This window comes from Variovorax sp. NFACC27 (assembly GCF_048301545.1).
Lineage (GTDB): Bacteria > Pseudomonadota > Gammaproteobacteria > Burkholderiales > Burkholderiaceae_C > Variovorax > Variovorax gossypii.
This window is the reverse complement of the sequence record NZ_CP157613.1, coordinates 1,323,597-1,340,511: the sequence shown is the minus strand read 5'-3', so window position 1 is coordinate 1,340,511 and position 16,915 is coordinate 1,323,597. Positions and strand designations below refer to the sequence as shown.

Annotated in this window: 16 protein-coding genes and 1 other RNA gene; 7 read left to right on the top strand and 10 right to left on the bottom strand. The window is 69.5% G+C overall.

Going from position 1 to position 16,915, the window contains the following annotated elements:
* The first annotated feature begins 71 nt into the window (after positions 1-71).
* Positions 72-902: a TorF family putative porin gene (locus ABL840_RS06275; protein WP_093299644.1), complete on the top strand. Its 831-nt coding sequence runs from the start codon at positions 72-74 to the stop codon at positions 900-902.
* Positions 903-1,054: 152 nt separating this feature from the next.
* Here the strand turns inward: ABL840_RS06275 and ABL840_RS06270 are convergent, their stop codons facing one another.
* Positions 1,055-2,092, bottom strand: coding sequence for a Bug family tripartite tricarboxylate transporter substrate binding protein (locus ABL840_RS06270; RefSeq protein WP_176947381.1), 1,038 nt, complete (start codon positions 2,090-2,092; stop codon positions 1,055-1,057).
* 138 nt (positions 2,093-2,230) lie between these two features.
* Between ABL840_RS06270 and ABL840_RS06265 the strand changes: the two genes are divergently transcribed.
* The 3 genes from ABL840_RS06265 to ABL840_RS06255 all read left to right on the top strand — a co-directional run bounded on the left by ABL840_RS06265 (position 2,231) and on the right by ABL840_RS06255 (position 5,296).
* A complete protein-coding gene (locus ABL840_RS06265; protein WP_093299642.1) occupies positions 2,231-3,898 on the top strand; it encodes an MBL fold metallo-hydrolase in 1,668 nt (555 codons plus the stop codon).
* A complete protein-coding gene (locus ABL840_RS06260; protein ID WP_418116215.1) occupies positions 3,895-4,614 on the top strand; it encodes an RNA pseudouridine synthase in 720 nt (239 codons plus the stop codon). Before ABL840_RS06265 ends, ABL840_RS06260 begins: the two co-directional genes overlap by 4 nt.
* Positions 4,615-4,753: 139 nt before the next feature.
* Positions 4,754-5,296 carry a hypothetical protein gene (locus ABL840_RS06255; RefSeq protein WP_093299639.1) on the top strand — a complete coding sequence of 181 codons (543 nt, stop codon included), beginning with the start codon at positions 4,754-4,756 and terminating at the stop codon, positions 5,294-5,296.
* Here ABL840_RS06255 and ABL840_RS06250 read toward each other — a convergent pair.
* The 8 genes from ABL840_RS06250 to ABL840_RS06215 all read right to left on the bottom strand — a co-directional run bounded on the left by ABL840_RS06250 (position 5,286) and on the right by ABL840_RS06215 (position 13,080).
* Positions 5,286-6,521 carry a multidrug effflux MFS transporter gene (locus ABL840_RS06250; protein WP_093299636.1) on the bottom strand — a complete coding sequence of 412 codons (1,236 nt, stop codon included), beginning with the start codon at positions 6,519-6,521 and terminating at the stop codon, positions 5,286-5,288. The genes ABL840_RS06255 and ABL840_RS06250 overlap by 11 nt on opposite strands.
* Positions 6,518-7,993, bottom strand: a complete 1,476-nt coding sequence (locus ABL840_RS06245) for a TolC family protein (RefSeq protein WP_093299634.1) — start codon at positions 7,991-7,993, stop codon at positions 6,518-6,520. Before ABL840_RS06245 ends, ABL840_RS06250 begins: the two co-directional genes overlap by 4 nt.
* Complete coding sequence (locus tag ABL840_RS06240) at positions 7,990-8,931, bottom strand: HlyD family secretion protein (RefSeq protein ID WP_093299631.1); 942 nt, start codon at positions 8,929-8,931, stop codon at positions 7,990-7,992. The genes ABL840_RS06245 and ABL840_RS06240 overlap by 4 nt, the downstream gene beginning before the upstream one ends.
* A 16-nt stretch (positions 8,932-8,947) precedes the next feature.
* Positions 8,948-9,154, bottom strand: coding sequence for a DUF1656 domain-containing protein (locus tag ABL840_RS06235; protein WP_093299629.1), 207 nt, complete (start codon positions 9,152-9,154; stop codon positions 8,948-8,950).
* Complete coding sequence (locus ABL840_RS06230; protein ID WP_093299626.1) at positions 9,151-11,280, bottom strand: FUSC family protein; 2,130 nt, start codon at positions 11,278-11,280, stop codon at positions 9,151-9,153. The genes ABL840_RS06235 and ABL840_RS06230 overlap by 4 nt, the downstream gene beginning before the upstream one ends.
* A 4-nt stretch (positions 11,281-11,284) precedes the next feature.
* Positions 11,285-11,746: a MarR family winged helix-turn-helix transcriptional regulator gene (locus ABL840_RS06225; RefSeq protein ID WP_093197081.1), complete on the bottom strand. Its 462-nt coding sequence runs from the start codon at positions 11,744-11,746 to the stop codon at positions 11,285-11,287.
* Positions 11,747-11,920: 174 nt separating this feature from the next.
* An RNA gene (gene rnpB, locus ABL840_RS06220) (RNase P RNA component class A) lies at positions 11,921-12,249 on the bottom strand.
* Between the two features lie 36 nt (positions 12,250-12,285).
* The gene (locus ABL840_RS06215; RefSeq protein WP_093299624.1) at positions 12,286-13,080 is read right to left on the bottom strand and encodes an AraC family transcriptional regulator; all 795 of its coding nucleotides are present in this window, start codon (positions 13,078-13,080) and stop codon (positions 12,286-12,288) included.
* Positions 13,081-13,196: 116 nt separating this feature from the next.
* On the opposite strand from ABL840_RS06215, the gene ABL840_RS06210 reads away from it, so the two are divergent.
* Positions 13,197-14,093: a DMT family transporter gene (locus ABL840_RS06210; protein WP_093197086.1), complete on the top strand. Its 897-nt coding sequence runs from the start codon at positions 13,197-13,199 to the stop codon at positions 14,091-14,093.
* Positions 14,094-14,099: 6 nt separating this feature from the next.
* On the opposite strand, the gene ABL840_RS06205 is transcribed toward ABL840_RS06210, so the two are convergent.
* A complete protein-coding gene (locus ABL840_RS06205; RefSeq protein ID WP_093299620.1) occupies positions 14,100-15,149 on the bottom strand; it encodes a hypothetical protein in 1,050 nt (349 codons plus the stop codon).
* Between the two features lie 214 nt (positions 15,150-15,363).
* Between ABL840_RS06205 and msrB the strand changes: the two genes are divergently transcribed.
* Together msrB and cysK are read left to right on the top strand one after the other, a co-directional pair.
* Complete coding sequence (gene msrB / locus ABL840_RS06200) at positions 15,364-15,876, top strand: peptide-methionine (R)-S-oxide reductase MsrB (RefSeq protein ID WP_093299618.1); 513 nt, start codon at positions 15,364-15,366, stop codon at positions 15,874-15,876.
* Between the two features lie 81 nt (positions 15,877-15,957).
* Entirely contained in the window at positions 15,958-16,878 is a 921-nt protein-coding gene (cysK, locus tag ABL840_RS06195) for a cysteine synthase A (protein WP_093299615.1), read from the top strand.
* The last annotated feature ends 37 nt before the right edge of the window (positions 16,879-16,915 follow it).

Below are 16,915 nucleotides of genomic sequence, written 5' to 3'. Positions count from 1 at the left end.
TCAGTTTTTACGCGGCGTTTAGACGGCCGCTCCTACGCTGACGGCTCCTCCATACGTCAGCGATTCTTTCGATGAAAAACATCCTTCGCACCGCCCTGCCGGTGCTCGCCCTTCCTGTTCTTTCCGCTCTTCCGATGCTCGCAAGCGCGCAGCTCACGGGCAACGTGGCACTCACCACCAACTACAAGTTCCGCGGGCAGGACCAGGACATGCTGGGCAAGAACGACTACGCCAAGACCAGCACGTTCAAGCCCGCCATCCAGGGCGGCTTCGACTACGCCTTCGGCGACAGCGGCTTCTACGTGGGCAACTGGAATTCGAGCGTCAACTGGCTCAAGGGCAACAGCATCGAGAGCGACATCTACGGCGGCTACAAGTTCAAGGCCGGCCCCTTCGACATGGACGTGGGTGCGCTCACGTACATCTATCCGGGCAACTCGTCGGGCAACACGACGGAGCTCTACGGCAGCGCGGGCTACACCGACGAAACCATCGGTTCGTTCACGCTGAAGTACTCGCACACGGTGTCGAAGGACTACTTCGGCTACGCCGGCAACAAGGCCGGCTCGGGCCTGAAGGGCACCAACACCGGCTACCTGAACCTGGCCTACAGCAAGGAGATCCTGCCCAAGCTCACTCTGAAGGCGGCCGTGGGCTACACGAACATGTCGAACGACATCCGCAGCCTGGGCTACAAGAGCTACGTCGACTACAACGTGGGCGCGAGCTACGACTTCGGCAACGGCCTGTCGCTGGCCGGCTCGGTGCAGGGAGCCAACAAGCAGAGTTCATATCTTTCCGTGAGCAATCCGGGTGTCGACCTGGGCTTCGGCGCCTTCGGCAAGCAGACCTACTCGCCGAACAAGGCGCGCTTCATCCTCACGCTGACCAAGACGCTTTGATGGGCCGTGCCCCCATGCCGGCAGCGCCCCGACAGCGTGCCCCGTGCACAGGGCGTCGGGTGCTCCCCGCAGCGAAATAGAGGAGGAGGCCGCAGGCCGGGGGACATTCGCGGAGGGGAGTACCCGGCGGCCTGTGCATGCCCCCCGAGGCTTCAGTCGATGCTGATGTTCGCCGCCTTGGCAACCTCGGCCCACTTCACGCGGTTGTCGTGCACGGTCTTCTTGAACCGTGCCGGCGACTCGATGCGCACGGTATTCCCCTGGCTCTCGAAGCGCTCGCGGATCTCAGGGGTCTCGAGCACCGCCTTCACGGCCGCGTTGAGCTTGTCGACGATCTGCGGGTCGGTGCCCTTGGGCGCGAAGATGCCGAACCAGATCGAGCTGTCGAAGCCCTTGGTGCCAGGCAGGCCGCTCGATGCGATGGTGGGCACCTCCTTCACCGCCGGCACGGCCGTGGCGGTGGTCACGCCCAGCAGGCGCACCTTGCCGGCCTTGTAGTGAGGCAGCACGGTCTGCACCTGGTTCATGATGCAGCACGTTTCGCCGCGCACCACCGATGTGATCGCCTCGGGGCCGCCCTTGTAGGGCACGTGCACCATGTTCAGGCCCAGGCGCGAGTTGAACTCGGCAAAGGCCATGTGCGTGCCGGCGCCGTTGCCTGTAGACGCATAGTTGTACTTGCCGGGGTTGGCCTTGACCAGCTCGACGAATTCCTTCAAGGTCTTGACGTTGATCACGTCGGGATTGATGGTGAGCACGTTCGACACGTCGAGCACCGGGGCCACCGGCACGAAGTCGGCCTCCACGTCGAACGGCAGCTTCTTGTAGAGCGCGGCGTTGCTGCCATGCGTGGCGGCGGTGCCGAACGAGAGCGTGTAGCCGTCGGGCTTGGAGTGGGCCACGTAGTCGCTGGCGATGTTGCCGGCGGCGCCCGACTTGTAGTCGATGATGACCGGCTTGCCGAGCTGCTTCGCCAGCGGCTCCTGGATGGCGCGGGCCACCACGTCCACGCCCGAGCCGGCCGGAAAGCCCATGATGAGCGTGACGGGTTGTTGCGGCCAGTCGTGCGCGGCGTGCTGGGCGAAGGCGGCGGGCACGGCGAGCGATGCCGTGGCCAGCAGCAGCCCGCGGCGGGCGAGTCCGGTCAATCGGGCGAATCTGGCAAGACGGGTGAGTGGAGAATGAGCCATTGCAGTCTTTCGGTCGGTCAGTCTTTTGTCTTCAATGCAGACAGTGCAGGCGCGCATTGTGGCGCGCGGCTGATGCCCGATTCCATATGAGCTTATGCGCGACATGCACGTACCGCGCCCGCTCTCCATAATTGGCCCATGGTCCGTTCCTCCCAACAACTACATATCCCACGCGAGCCCGCGCCCCTGCGCCCGGCCGCCACGGTGCTGCTGCTGCGCGACAGCGCCGCCAGCATCGAAGTGCTCATGACCCGCCGTTCCGCCACCGCCAGCTTCGCGCCCGGCGCGTACGTGTTTCCCGGCGGCCACATCGACGAAGCCGACGAGGCGGCCAAGCGCATCGCCACGCGCCGCCCCACGCAGAGCCGCGTGCAGCGCACGCAGGCCATCGCGGCGATCCGCGAGGCCTTCGAAGAGTTGGGCATCCTTCTCGCGCGCCACGCCGACGGCAGCCCCGTCACGGCCGAAGACATCGCCTCGATGGACCGCGGCAACACCGCCGACACCGCCTTCGCCGACCAGTGCGCCGCGCGCGGCCTGGTGCTCGATTCCGACCGCGTCTTCACCTTCGCGCACTGGATGACCGACCGCGACCTGCCCCGTCGCTTCGACGTGCCCTTCCTGGTGGCGCGCATGCCCGAGGGCCAGACGCCCACGGCCGACGAGAACGAGCAGTTCGAGCCCTGCTGGGTGCGCCCCGCCGACGCGCTGGCGCGCCACGAGGCCGGCACCTTCTTCATGATCTTCCCGACCGTGCGCACGCTGCAGCGCATGGCCACCTACGCGACGGTAGACGCCCTGCTCGCGGCCTGCGCCGGCGAGGTTCCGCTGTGGACCAGCTGCCCGCGCGCCGGCCTGCTCAAGGGCGAGGACGCACGCTACATGGAGCACGAGTCGCCCTACGGCGAACTCGCGCTGGTGTGCCCCGACGGCCAGGTGCTGCACGCGCTCGACTGGCAGAGCGAAACCCCGGTGCCGCTGCTGAAGAACGTGATGCGCCTGACCGCGCCCAACGCCAGCATCATGACCGGCCCCGGCACCAACAGCTACATCGTGGGCGACGCGGCCACGGGCTACATCGTGATCGACCCGGGCCCGAACGACTTCGACCACATCGGCCGGCTCTGGCGCGCCACGCGCGGCGACATCCGCATGATCGTCTGCACGCACTCGCATGCCGACCATTCGCCGGGCGCGGCGCCGCTGCAGGCGCTGTGCAAGAACGGCAGCAAGCCGCCGATCCTCGGGCTGGCCTCGAAGCCGACCGCACGCGCCACCGCGCGCTTCGCGCCCGAGCGCGAACTGGAAGACGGCGAACGCCTGGTGCTCTCGGGCACCAACGACGCCGGCGAGGCCGTCACGCACACGCTGCGCGTGGTCCACACGCCCGGCCACGCAGCCAACCACCTGTGCCTGGTGCTGGAGGAAGACGGCCTGCTCTTCTCGGGCGACCACATCCTCAACGGCAGCACCACGGTGATCGATCCGCCCGACGGCGACATGAGCGCGTACCTCGATTCGCTCGATGCGCTCGACAAGGCCTGCGAAGCCGGCGGCATCGAGTTCATCCTGCCCGCGCACGGCTACGTGATCGGCTTCGCCCGCATCGCCATCGGCATGCTGAAGGCGCACCGCCTGAAGCGCGAGGCCAAGATCGCCGCCGCAATGCAGACGCTGCCCGAAGGCACGCCCGAGCAATGGCTTCCGCTGGCCTACGACGACGTGCCTGAACGCATGTGGCCGGTGGCGGCACGCTCGCTGGCCGCGCACGTGGCGCGCATCCGCCAGCTGGCGGCGGCCCGATGAACATGAATGCTCCCGCCGAAGATGAAGGCGTCCGCCTCGCCAAGCGCGTGGCGGCGCTGGCCGGCGTATCGCGCCGCGAAGCCGAGCTGCTGATAGAGAACGGCGCGGTGCGCGTGGACGGCGTGCCGCAGATGCTGCCGCAGTCGCGCGTGCTGCCGCAGCAGAAGGTCGAGATCGAGGCCGGCGCCAGGCCCGAGCCCGTGCTGCCTGTCACATTGCTTCTGTACAAGCCTGCCGGCATGGCTACCGACACCGCGCACCGCCTGCTGATTGCCGCGAACCATCACGAGCCCGAGCGCGCGGGGCTGCGCTTTCTGCCGGCGCATGCGAAGGCGCAGCGCTGCATGACGCCGCTCGAGACCGGAGCCAGCGGGCTGGTCGCGTACACGCAGGAATTCCGCATCGAGCGCAAGCTGCAGGAAGACGCCGGCATCCTCGAGCACGAAGTGATGGTCGACGTGGCCGGCCCGGTGAGCCCCGAGGCGTTGGCGCGACTTGAGCGCTCGCCGGCACGCGTGAGCATCGGGCGGCAGACCGACGAGCAGACGGGACTGCGCTTCGCGCTCAAGGGCGCGCGGCCCGGGCAGATCGCCCACATCTGCGACGGCGTCGGCCTGCGCATCGTGGCGATGCGGCGCATCCGCATCGGCCGCGTGCCGCTGGCGGGGCTGCAGCCCGGGCAGTGGCGCTACCTTGCACCCCACGAACGCTTCTGACAACAACAAGCAAGAACAAAGAAGAAGAGTCGAGAAGAGAAGACAGAGGACGACAACGACGATGCACCGCATGTTCGCGGCCCGCAATTTTCAGCCCGCGGCCTCCAGGGGCCGCAAGCCCTCAGGGAGAGACTGAGTCATGAAGTTCGGAACACCGGGCACCGCCCTCGCCTGCACCGTGCCGCTGGCACTCGCGACGGGCTGCACGCTTCTCGCGCCCCCGCCGCCGCCCGCACCGCCGGCAGCGCCGCCGCCCGTGGTCTCGAAGGACGGCCTCGCGCCAATCACAGAGGAGCAGGTCGAGCGCATCCGCGAGGCCATCGCCAGCAAGCCGCCGAGCCCGGCCGTGGGCAAGGTGGTGCGCAGCGCCTCGCCCACCATCGAGTCCTTCGTGCGCACCGAAGGCTGCATCACTGCCCGCAACGGCACTGTGCTCAACCCCTTCGCCGCGCCCGGCCGCCTGTTCGACGGCAGCGGCTTCCAGGGCGGCCCGATGTCGGAGATGCAGTACCACGACAAGACCGCCTGCGTGACCGTGAAGCGCATCCAGAACTGGAAGATGGTCTCGCCGAAGCTGCTGCGCTTCGAGGTGGTCTACGTGGGCGACGACGGCGAGGAACGCGCCGTCAAGCGCCACGAGCTGGTGCGCCAGCCGAAGGGCGGCTGGCTGTTCACGCGCTGAGCTTCGCTGCGGCGGCTGCACGCTTCTGCGTGCGCAGCGCCACCGCGAACGACAGCTGCGCCACGATGCCCGCTCCCGCCAGCACGATGGCCGATGCCAGCGCCGGGTTGCTGTGCCCCATGCCCGCGAGCGCGGTGCACAGCGCGCCCACCGCCATCTGCGTGAAGCCGTAGAGGCCCGAGGCCGAGCCGATGACCTGCGGATTCACGCTGATCGCCTGCGTGAGTGCGGCCGGCGAGGCCATGCCGGCGCCCACGGTGTACAGGAACATGCAGGCGACGATGAGCGGCACGGAGAGATGCCCGGTCAGCGCCGCGCCGAGCAGCACGAAGGCCGCGGCCACGCTCAGCGCGTTCGAGCGGATCATCAAGCGGTCGACTCTCACGCGCGAGATCAGGTGGCTGGTGAGGAAGCTGCCCAGCCACACGCCCGACACCAGGATGGCGAGGTAGATGCCCGCCTCGTGCGCCGGCCGGTGCAGCTGGTCCACGAAGATGAAGGGCGCCGACGCGATGAAGGCGTACATCGAGGTGGTGGCGCAGCCGCCGCCGATCGAGAAGCCGAGAAAGGCCGGCGAGGCCAGCAGCTTGCCGTAGTTGCGCGCCAGGTCGCGCGCATTGACGACCGCGCCCGGCGTGCCGGTCTCGGGCAGCAGGCGCCAGGTGAAGAGGAAGCCGACCACGCCCAGCCCGAAGAGCGCGTAGAAGATCGAGCGCCAGCCGAGCGCGGTGGCGAGCGCACCGCCGACCAGCGGCGCGAGGCTCGGGCCGATGGTGACCATCAGGTTCATCAGCGCGAGGCGGCGCGTGGCCTCCTGCGGCTCGGCCGTGTCGCGCACGATGCTGCGGCCGAGCACGAGGCCCGCGCAGCCACCCACCGCCTGGAACAGGCGCGCCGCGATCAGCGAATGCACCTCGGGCGCCAGCGCGGCGGCGAGGCCCGCCACGCAATAGAGCCCCAGCCCGAGCAGCAACACCGGCCGCCTTCCGTAGCGATCGGCCAGCGGGCCATACACCAGCTGGCCCACCGCGAGGCCGAGGATGTAGAGGCTCACCGTCATCTGCATCGCGCCGATGCCGGCACCGAGGCTCTTCGCGGCGATGGGCAGCGCGGGCACGAAGACGTGCATGGCCAGCGTGCCGCTGAAGGTGACCAGCGCGAGCAGCCACAGCGGCGCGTGCGGGCGGCGCTGCGGCTGCGCGGACGTGGTGGTGGTCGGCGTCATTGTCCGGCGTTGGCTGGTGTCGACCCCTGCGCGAGATGGGCATCGTCGGGCTCCCAGCCGCCGCCGAGCGCCATGAACAGCACCACCTGGTCGTCGGCCAACTGCGCCTCGCTGGCCGCGAGCGCGGCTTCGCTGGCGGCCAGCGAGCGTTCGGCATCGAGCGAATCGAGGTAGCCGGTGCGACCGTTCTGGTAGAGCTGGCGCGCCTGCGCGGCAACCTTGGCGCTTTCGTCGCGCGAGGCCTGCAGCGCAGCGCGGCGGTCGAGCTCGCGCGCATAGGTGGCGAGCGCGGTTTCAGTTTCGCGCAGCGCGGTGAGCACGGTGCCGTCGAACTTGGCGAGCGCTGCGCGCGTGCCGGCCTCGGCCTGCGCGATGCGCGACTGCGCCACGCCGGTGTTCGGAATGGTCCACGAGATCAGCGGGCCGAGGCTCCAGGCGAAGGTGTCCTTGCGGCCGAAACCGTCGGCATGGCCCACGGAAGAGCCCGAGAGGCCCAGCGTGACTTTCGGATAGAGCTCGGCCGTCGCCACGCCGATGCGCGCGGTCGATGCGGCGAGGCTGCGTTCTGCCTGGCGGATGTCGGGGCGGCGGCGCAGCAGCGCGGCGCCGTCACCCACCGGCAGCACGCCGGCCACGCGCGGCGGCACGGTGCAGTCGGCCACCTCGCGCGGAAAGTCCTGCGGCAGCGCGCCTGTGAGCGTGGCGAGGCGGTACAGCGCGCCCTGGCGCTCGGCCTTCAGCGGCGGCAGCGCTGCGTTGAGCTGCTGCAACTGCGCACGCGCGCGATTCGCATCGATGGCGCCTGCGCGGCCCGCGCGCTGCAGGCGATCGGTGACGTTGACGGCATCCTGCTGCAGCGCGACGGACTTCTGCGCGATCTGCAGCCGCAGGCCGGTGGAACAGGCTTCGGCGTACGCGCGCGCGGTGCCTGCCGCGACGTTCACGCGCACGAGGTCGAGCGCGGCTTCGGCGGCTTGCGTGCTGGCCTGCGAGGCCTCGATGGCGCGGCGGATCTGGCCGAACAGGTCGACCTGGTAGGACAGCGAGGCGCCCGCGCTGTAGTTGAAGGTGCTCGGCGGCTCGTAGCCCTTCTGCAGCAGCGACAGGCCCGAGACGTGGCCGAACGAAGGTCCGCCGTTGACGCCGATGGTGGGGTACTTGGCGCCTGCGGTCTCGTCCTCGATGGCGCGCTCGCGCTCGAGATTCGCGACGGCCTGGCGCAGGTCGGTGTTGTGCGCGAGGGCCTGCTCGACCAGCTTGTCGAGCAGCGGATCGTGATACAGGCGCCACCAGTGCGCGGGCAGCGGCGCGGCGTTGGCAGGCGCTTCGGCGAAGGGCTTGCCGGCGGCGGCCTGGCTGGCGAGCGCCTCGGGCGGCTGCTTGTAGTCGGGGCCGACCGCCGCGCAGGCCGCGAGCGCGGCGGCGGCGGCCAGCGATGCGAGGCGGAATGCGAAGCTGGTCATGTCGCTCATCCCTTCTGCAGTGCGGAGGTGGTCGCCGCTGTCTTCTGCGCGGGCTTGTTCTCAAGCACCTGCACCGTGACCGTCTGGCCCGCGACGAGCCGCGCGCCCTGCGGCAGCGGATCGAGCTTGATGCGCACCGGAATGCGCTGCGCGAGCCGCACCCAGTTGAAGGTCGGGTTCACGCTGGGCAGCAGGTTGGCGCTGGTGGAACGGTCATGGTCGGCAATGCCGGCTGCCACGCTCTCGACCGCGCCTTCGAGCACCGCGCCGCCGCCCATGGGCGTGACGCGCACGCGGTCGCCGAGATGGATGCGCGGCAGTTTCGTTTCCTCGAAATAGCCTTCGACGTAGAAGGACTGCGCATCGACCAGCGCGAGCACCGGCCGGCCCGCCGCGGCATAGCTGCCCTGGCGCAGGTCGAGGTTGGTGACGAGGCCGCCGGTGGGCGCGCGCACTTCGGCGCGCTGCAGGTTGAGGCGCGCCGAGTCGAGCGCCACCTCGGCCTGCGCGACCGCCGCCTGCATCTGCTCGACGCGCGAGCGGGTCTGTTCGCGCGACTCCTTCGACACCAGTTCGTCGAGGCCGGTATTGCGCGCGTTCTCGCGCTGGGCCTGGGCGCTCACGGCGCGCTGCGCGGCGAGCGCGGCCTGGGCCTGGCGCACGGCGAGGTCGTAGCGCGCGCGGTCCACCTCGAACAGCAGCGTGCCGGCGGCCACCGGCTGGTTGTCGTGGATCGGCACCGCGGTGACGAGGCCCGACACGTCGGGCGCGATCTGCACGACGTTGGCGCGCACGCGGCCGTCGCGCGTCCACGGCGCGAGCTCGTAGTGGTCCCACAAGCGCAGGCCGGCCCACACGGCGGCGGCCACCACGGCCAGGGTGATGAGGATGCGGCCCAGGCGCTGGGCCCACGGATTGCTGTCGGTTGGAGTTCGGGCGGCTTTCATGGGAATCTCGTTGTTGTCATTGGAGGTAGGAGCTGGCGCGGCTCAGCGCATAGAGCAGCAGCAGGTAGAGCGCCATGTCGAAGAGCGCCGGATGCCACACCCAGCGATAGGCGCCGGTGGCCGCGAGCAGGCGGCGCACGCCCCACAGCACGAGCAGCGCCGCGAGCGCGAGCACCATGATCCAGGGCAGGTACAGGCCGTAGAAGCTGGCTTCGCCGATCATGCGGAAGCTCCTTTGCTGTTGTTGATGGCCGCGCTCGCCAGCACGGGCGGCGCGTCGGGAAAGAGGTTGCGGCGCAGGCCGACCAGTGCGGTGACGGCCGAGCGCGAGGCGGAGGAGGAAGCGGTGTCGCGCGCATCGAGCACGGCGCCGAGGGCCTCGTCGATCTGCGGCAGCAGGCCCGGCGGGCGCGGGTTCATGCGGCCCTCGGCACGCTGGCGGAAGAAGCGCGAGATGCCGCCGAGCAGCGCGGCCGAAGTGGCCAGCGGCAGCTGGCCGCGCACGCGCTGCAGTACGGCGATGTCGGCGCCCATGCGCAGGTCGCGCAGCGCGTCGTTGGCGGCCACACCCTCGACGGTGCCGCCGGCCTGCGCGATGCGCGGCGCGAGCAGGCCGATACGGTCGAGCATGCGCACGGCATACGCGTCACTCTGCGCGTACTGCGGCTGGGAGGAAGCGGCCATGTCGCCCAGCTCGCGCCAGGTGGCGCGCTGGATGCGGCGTGCGCTCCAGTCGGCGCCCACCGAACGCACGAGGCGCGTGACGCGCGCCGCGACCACCACGCCGACGATCTGGCCGATCATGCTGTTGATGAAGCTCACCAGGTCGGAGCTGGCGGTGTCGTGCAGCGCGAGCGTGCCGCACACGCCGAAGACCAGCGCCATCGCGGGCATGAAGTGCGTCGGGCGCGGCAGGTAGAAGCCCAGCAGCAGGAGAAGCGGCGCGCAGATGAGCACCAGCATGCCGAAGTCCTGCACCGTGGGCATGAGCACCAGCACGTAGACGGCCGAGATCGGAACGGACCACAGCGTCCACTTCAGGAAGCCGTGGATCGCCGGCACGGGGTCGTCCATGGTGGCGAAGAAGCAGCAGAAGACGGCGGCCATCATGGTCGCGGCCGAGCCCATGGGCCAGCCGGTGATGATCCAGAAGGCGCCGCACAGGCAGATGGCGATGACGGCGGCAAGCGCCGACAGCAGCGCCATGCCGTAGTCGCGGTGCAGCACGCGGCTGCCGAGCGCAGCCGTGCGGCGCAGCGGTGCTGCGCCCTTCAGGCCCTCGTCGATGTCCTGGCGAAGCTGGGCGCAGGCGGTCCAGCCGTCGACGAGTTCTTCGAGGCGGCCTGCGAGGCCGATGCGCAGGGCGCGGCTCCATTGAGTCTGCGACGCGGCGTTCGCGGGCGTGGCGCTGAGTGCGTCGATGGCGCGGCGCAGGGCTTGCAGGCGCTCGGCGCGCGCCATGGCATCGCCGGAGGGTTCGGCTTCTTCGCGCAGCCACTGCGCGGCCTGCGCGAGCACGGAGGCCACGTCGGGCGCGATGGCGCCCTCGGCCTGCTCCAGCGCCAGCAGGCGGTCTTCGACGGCGGAGAGCGCGGGCGTGAGCGCGGCGACGCGGTCCTGCATCGCGCGGATGGCGCCGGCGGTCCAGCGCAGGTGCGTGGTGTCGAAGGGAACGTGGGTGGAGAGCAGGCGCAGCTGCGTGATGTCGCCGGCGAGGCGGCGGCGGTCGTCGTCGAGGCGCTTCGGGTCGCCGCCATTACCGCCGCTACGGCCGGCAGGCTGGAAGAGATCGCCGAGCCACTTGCGCGCGTCGTGCAGCGTGCGGTCGAGCAGGCCCAGCACGGTCGGCGCGAGCCCCGCGGGCAGCACGAGGCTGTGGACGAGCGTGGCGCAGAAGATGCCCAGGCCGATCTCTTCCACGCGGGCGACGGCGGTGTCGAACAGCGCGAGCGGCGTCTGCACCGAGGGAAAGCCGATCAGCGCCGCCGTGTAGCCCGCGAGCATGAAGACATAGGAACGCGGCGTGCGGTCGAAGAGCGAGATGCACAGGCACAGCCCGACCCACAACGCGAGCACCAGCGTGAGCAGTTCGGGCGCGTTGGACAGCGCCGGCACCAGCAGCACGGTGGCGGTGCTGCCGATGAGCGTGCCGAGAAAACGATAGACAGCCTTCGAGCGCACCGCGCCGGCCAGCGGATGGGCGACAACGTAGGTGGTCATGAGCGCCCAGAACGGGCGCGGCAGGCCTGCGCGGCTGGCGAGGTACATCGCCAGCATGGCCGCGGCGAAGCTCTTGGCGGAAAAGAGGATCTCCGCGCGACTGAAGCGCGGCAGGCTGAACGCGGCCATCGGGCTACCTGCGCCCTTCCTGCGATGGCGGCGGCGGCAGGCTCTGCACGGCGCGAACGCCCATGCGCTCCTCGAGCACGGCGAACACGCGCAGGCAGGCCGCGACGTCTTCGTCGGACACGCCCTCGAAGAGCGAGACCCGCATCAGCGTCAGCGCGGCCTCGATGGGCTCGCAGACGGCCTGGCCGGCCTCGGTGAGATGGAGGGTCTTGGCGCGGCGGTCGGCCGGGTCTTCGCGGCGTTCGACGAGGCCGGCTTCCACCAGCTGGTCGACCGAGCGCACCAGCGACGGCCCCTCGATGCCCAGCGCCTCGGCGAGCACGCCCTGGCGCACCTCGCCGTTCATGCGGCCGAGCATCACGATCGGATAGGCCAGCGTCTGAGACACGCCCACGTGAGCCACCGCCTTGTCCGCCGCGGCGCGGTAGCCGCGCTGCAGCACCGCGAGCGACGTGCCGAGCCGCATCAGCGCCTGTTCGCGCGTCGGTTTAGGGGTGGATGGGTCGCTCAAGATAGCCGCCTATTAATTAGCATGCTATCTATTATACGGGTAACTACCAACCCCTGCAGGCGGCAAGGCTCGCGCCCGCCTTCAGGGCCGAAGGGCGCGAAAAACCGAAAAGGGAGAGAAAGAAGAAAAGTGTGAAGCCCGCCGATAAGCCGGATTCTGTGCACCGCAGGCCCCTTGCGGAACCTGCGGCGTGACCGCCATTACTCTGGGCCGCCTGTCACCAGACGGCTCGATGCCACCTACCCGCCAGCTCAGCGGAACCACCTCGATACTGGCCTACTTGGTGTTGCTGCGCGCAGAGATTGCCCGTTTCACCCGAACTTAATCGGCTCGTCTCTGTTGCTCTGATCCTCACCTCACGGTGGAGAGTCGTTAACTCCTGCGCTGTCCTGTGCAGTCCGGACGTTCCTCCAGTGCGGCCTTTCGGCACTTGCACCAGCGGCGGTCTGGCGTGCTTCACGGGGTGGATTATCGCCCGGCGCGCCGCCCGGCCTTCAGGCGATCCCGCAGAACTCGCGCCGGTACTGCTCCGGCGTGGTGCCGGCCTCGCGCTGGAACATCGCGATGAAGGCCGACGCGGTGCTGTAGCCGAGGTCGAACGCGATCTCCTGCACCGTGCGCCCTGCCTCCAGCGCGTCGATGGCGCGCAGGAAGCGCAGCCGCTGGCGCCAGTCGCCGAATGACATGCCCAGCTCGCGCTGGCACTGGCGCGCGAGCGTGCGCTCGGTCATGTGCACGCTGCCGGCCCAGTCGGCCAGCGGGCGGTGGTCGCCGGGCTCGGCCTGCAGGGCGTCGAGCACCGAGACGAGCGCGGGCGACGCCGCCGCCGGCAGGTAGCAGCGCTGCACCTCGGCCAGCTCGAGCTGGTCGACCACCACGTGCGCAAGGCGCAGGTCGGCCTCCGTCTGCGGCACGTGCAGGTCGCGCGCGGCGAAGTCGGCCAGCACGCTCTTGATGATCGGGCTGATGTGCACGGTGCAGGGCTCGGCGGGCAGGCGCCCGCACAGGTCGGGCGCGATGTAGATCGAGCGGTAGACGATGGCGTGCCGCGCCGTGCAGCTGTGCACCACCTTCGGCGGGATCCACACCGCGTACTGCGGCGGCGAGAGGAAGCGCAGGCCCTCGGTGTCCATCTGCATGGTGCCGTGGGCGGCGTAGTTCAGGTGGCCCCAGCTGTGGCTGTGCGACGCGGCATGCGTGTCGGCGCCGATGTCGTCGTAGCGGAAGTAGAACGGGCCTTCCATGCCCTCCACGTCCTGGATGGCCAGGAGGCGCAGCTTGTCGGCCATGCGGTTCGGCTCCTTTGCGAAAGAGAGTCCGGAATGACGGACGGATTGTCCTGATCGAGCTATATGCCGCAGGACGGACAAATCGATGATAGCCCCGTACTCCAAGGACTGTCTTCATGTGGCAATACGCTTTTCCGCTGCTCGCCGTCGTCATCTGGTCGGGCAACACCGTCGTCAGCAAGATGGCGGCCGGCACCATCGCGCCGACCGAGATCAGCTTCTACCGCTGGCTGCTGGCCGCCGTGCTCTTCACGCCGCTGGCGCTGCGCCCGGTGCTGCGCAACTGGCGCGCCGTGCGCCCGCAGCTGGGCCGCATCGCGGTGCTCGGCCTGCTGGGCATGGTGGCCTACCAGAGCCTGGCCTACTACGCGGCCTACCTCACCACGGCCACGCACATGGGCATCATCGGCTCCCTTACGCCGATGATGGTGCTGGCGCTGTCGATCCTGCTGCTGGGCCAGAGGCTCACGGCCGGCGCGGTGGCGGGCTCGCTGGTGTCCATCGCCGGCGTGGCGGTGGTGGTGTCTTCGGGCGACCTCGGCACGCTGCTGAAGAGCGGCGCCAACATGGGCGACGGCCTGATGCTGCTGGCCATGCTGGCCTATGCCGTCTACGTGATCCTGCTCAAGCGCTGGGGTATGAAGGAAGTGCCCGCGCTGCAGCTGCTCTACCTGCAGATCGTGTTCACGGTGATCGCCCTGCTGCCGATGTACCTGCTGATGCCGAAGATGGGCCTGTCGGCCGCCAACCTGCCGCTGGTCGGCTTCGCGGGCCTCGGCGCCTCGATGCTCGCGCCGCTGATGTGGATGCACACCGTGGCCCACATCGGCCCGAGCCGCGCGAGCATGTTCTTCAACCTGATTCCGCTGTTCACCGTGATGATCGCGGCCGTGGTCATCGGCGAATCGCTGGCGGCCTACCACGCGGTGGGCGGTGTGCTCACGGTGGCGGGCGTACTGCTGGCGGAGCTGTGGAAGGCGCCGCTGCGGCAGCGACGCGCGCTGGCCGGCTGATCTCGGTCAGGGGCCGAGGGTGGAGAACACCTCGATCGCGATCACGTTCGACACCGAGCGCCCCTGCTTCACCTCGCCCGGCACCACGAGGCGCGCGAAGCCGGTGGTGGTGAGGTCGGCGCCGTTCATCTGGTAGGCGACCATGGCCGCCTTGCCGCCGAAGTTCGGATCGATCTCGCCCAGCGAGAGCGTGGCCCGGTAGCCGTCGCTGCCGGTGACCACCGCGTACATGCCCAGCGTCGCGTTCATCGGCGTGGAGGGCAGCCCCAGCCCGCTCAGCAGCGTCCACAGGCTGACCCCGTGGTACACGTTGGCGCCGATGGTCAGGTCGGGCGCGGGCGTCAGTCCCTTGAGCGCGGTGGCGTCGAAGCTCATCGCGGTGCCGACCTTGCCCGAGACGGCGAACGAGGTAGAGGTGCCGCCGCCCACGCCGGCCGCCGTCGCGGGCGCGGCCATCACGTCGAGCCGCACCAGGTTCGACACGTAGCGCCCGCCCTTCACGTCGCCCGGCGCCGTCACGCGGAACGGGCCGTCGGCCGCGCCCAGCGGGGCCGAGGTGCCCGACGTGGTCTCGGCGTATGCGACCACGCTCGGCTTGTTGCCGAAATCGGGGCTCAGTTCGCCGAGCGCGAACACAACCTTGTAGCCGTCGGCGCCGGTGGCCAGCAGGTAGCGGCTCAGCACGTCGTTCTTGATCGCGCCGTCGAGCTGGATGCCCGCGTCGCTCAGCAGCGGCCAGAGGCCCGCGCCGGTGTAGGTGTGGGTCTGCGGCCCGCTGCCGCTGGAGAAATTGACGGTCTGCGTGATGGGAGTGCGCGCCGCCAGATCTGCCTCGGTGAAGGCGCCCGGGCGGTCGACGGCGCCACCCAGCTGGACCGCCGGTGCAGGAGCCGGAGCCGGCGATGGCGCGGGTGGAGGCGGTGGAGCCGGTGTCGGTGCAGGCGCGGGGGCCGGCACGATCGGAAAGAAAACACCGCCGTTGTTGTCGCCCCCTCCACCGCAACCCGCGAGCAGCAGCGCGACCGCGCCCGGCACCCAGCCTCTGGACCAATCCATACCCAAGTCTCCATCCTCAATGTATTCAATCCGACATAGCGAAATGCGTTCTTCCGGCTGTAACCCAGTGCCTGCCCGGCCCGAACTAAGGGGAGCAACGCTGCCGTCGGTCTTTCGACTGCCCTCTCGCAGCCGACTGGCGAATGTACATCGTTGTATTCCATAAAACATATCGAAAACGATATTCCGCTCCACCAACAGCTGAAAGCCAGATATGACGCAAGACACAGGACGCCGCTTCGCCATTGCCGCCGGAACCTCCGCGCTGGGGCTGGCCATTGCCCAGTTCTTCGGCTGGGGCTCACGCCCAGCGCAGGCGGCGGAGAACGAGAAATTCGAGGTCACGCGCACCGAGGCCGAATGGCGCAAGCTGCTCACCGCCAACCAGTTCGCGGTGCTGCGCCAGGAAGGCACCGAGCGGCCCTACACCAGCCCGCTCAACGACGAGCACCGGGCCGGGCGCTTCAGCTGCGCCGGCTGCGCGCTCGACCTGTTCTCGTCGAAGACCAAGTTCGACAGCCGCACCGGCTGGCCCAGCTTCTGGCAGCCGCTGGACAAGGCCGTGGGCGAACGGCAGGACCGCTCTTTCGGCATGGCGCGCACCGAGGTGCACTGCCGCCGCTGCGGCGGCCACCTGGGTCATGTGTTCGACGACGGTCCGAAGCCCACCGGCCTGCGCTACTGCATGAACGGCGTGGCGATGAAGTTCACCCCCGGGCCGGCATAGGGCTCGGTGGGCGAGGGGTCATGGGCTGGTCTCACAATGCGCGCTATCCGTCCGACAAACGCATCGACCCAAGGAGATCCCATGAAGGCTGAGAACATCCTCCAGACCATCGGCAACACGCCGCACATCCGCATCAACCGCCTGTTCGGCAATGCGAAGCAGCAGGTCTGGATCAAGTCCGAGCGCGCCAACCCCGGCGGCTCGATCAAGGACCGCATCGCGCTCGCGATGGTGGAAGACGCCGAGAAGAGCGGCGCGCTCAAGCCCGGCGGCACCATCGTCGAGCCCACCTCCGGCAACACCGGCATCGGCCTGGCGATGGTGGCGGCCGTCAAGGGCTACAAGCTGATCCTGGTGATGCCCGACAGCATGTCGGTGGAGCGCCGCCGCCTGATGCTGGCCTACGGCGCCACCTTCGACCTGACGCCGCGCGCCAACGGCATGAAGGGCTCCATCGCCCGCGCCGAGGAAATCGTGGCCGGCACGCCCGGCGCATGGATGCCGCAGCAGTTCAACAACCCCGCCAACGTCGACGTGCACGTGCGCACCACGGCCGAGGAGATCGCCGCCGACTTCCCCGACGGCATCGACGTGCTGATCACCGGCGTGGGCACCGGCGGCCACATCACCGGCGTGGCGAAGGTGCTCAAGAAGAAATGGCCCAAGCTGCAGGTGTTCGCGGTGGAGCCGGTGGCCTCGCCCGTCATCTCGGGCGGCCAGCCTTCGCCGCACCCGATCCAGGGCATCGGCGCGGGTTTCATCCCGAAGAACCTCGACACCTCGCTGCTCGACGGCGTGCTGCAGGTGGACGCGGAACCCGCCCGCGAAATGGCCCGCCGCTGCGCGCGCGAGGAAGGCGTGCTGGTCGGCATCTCCTCGGGCGCCACGCTCGCGGCCATCGCCCAGAAGCTGCCCTCGCTGCCGCCCGACGCGGTGGTGCTGGGCTTCAACTACGACACGGGCGAGCGTTACCTGTCGGTCGAAGGCTTCCTGCCGGCCTGAACTGGTTCACCCCCAGGCTGCGCGCACTTCGTGTCGC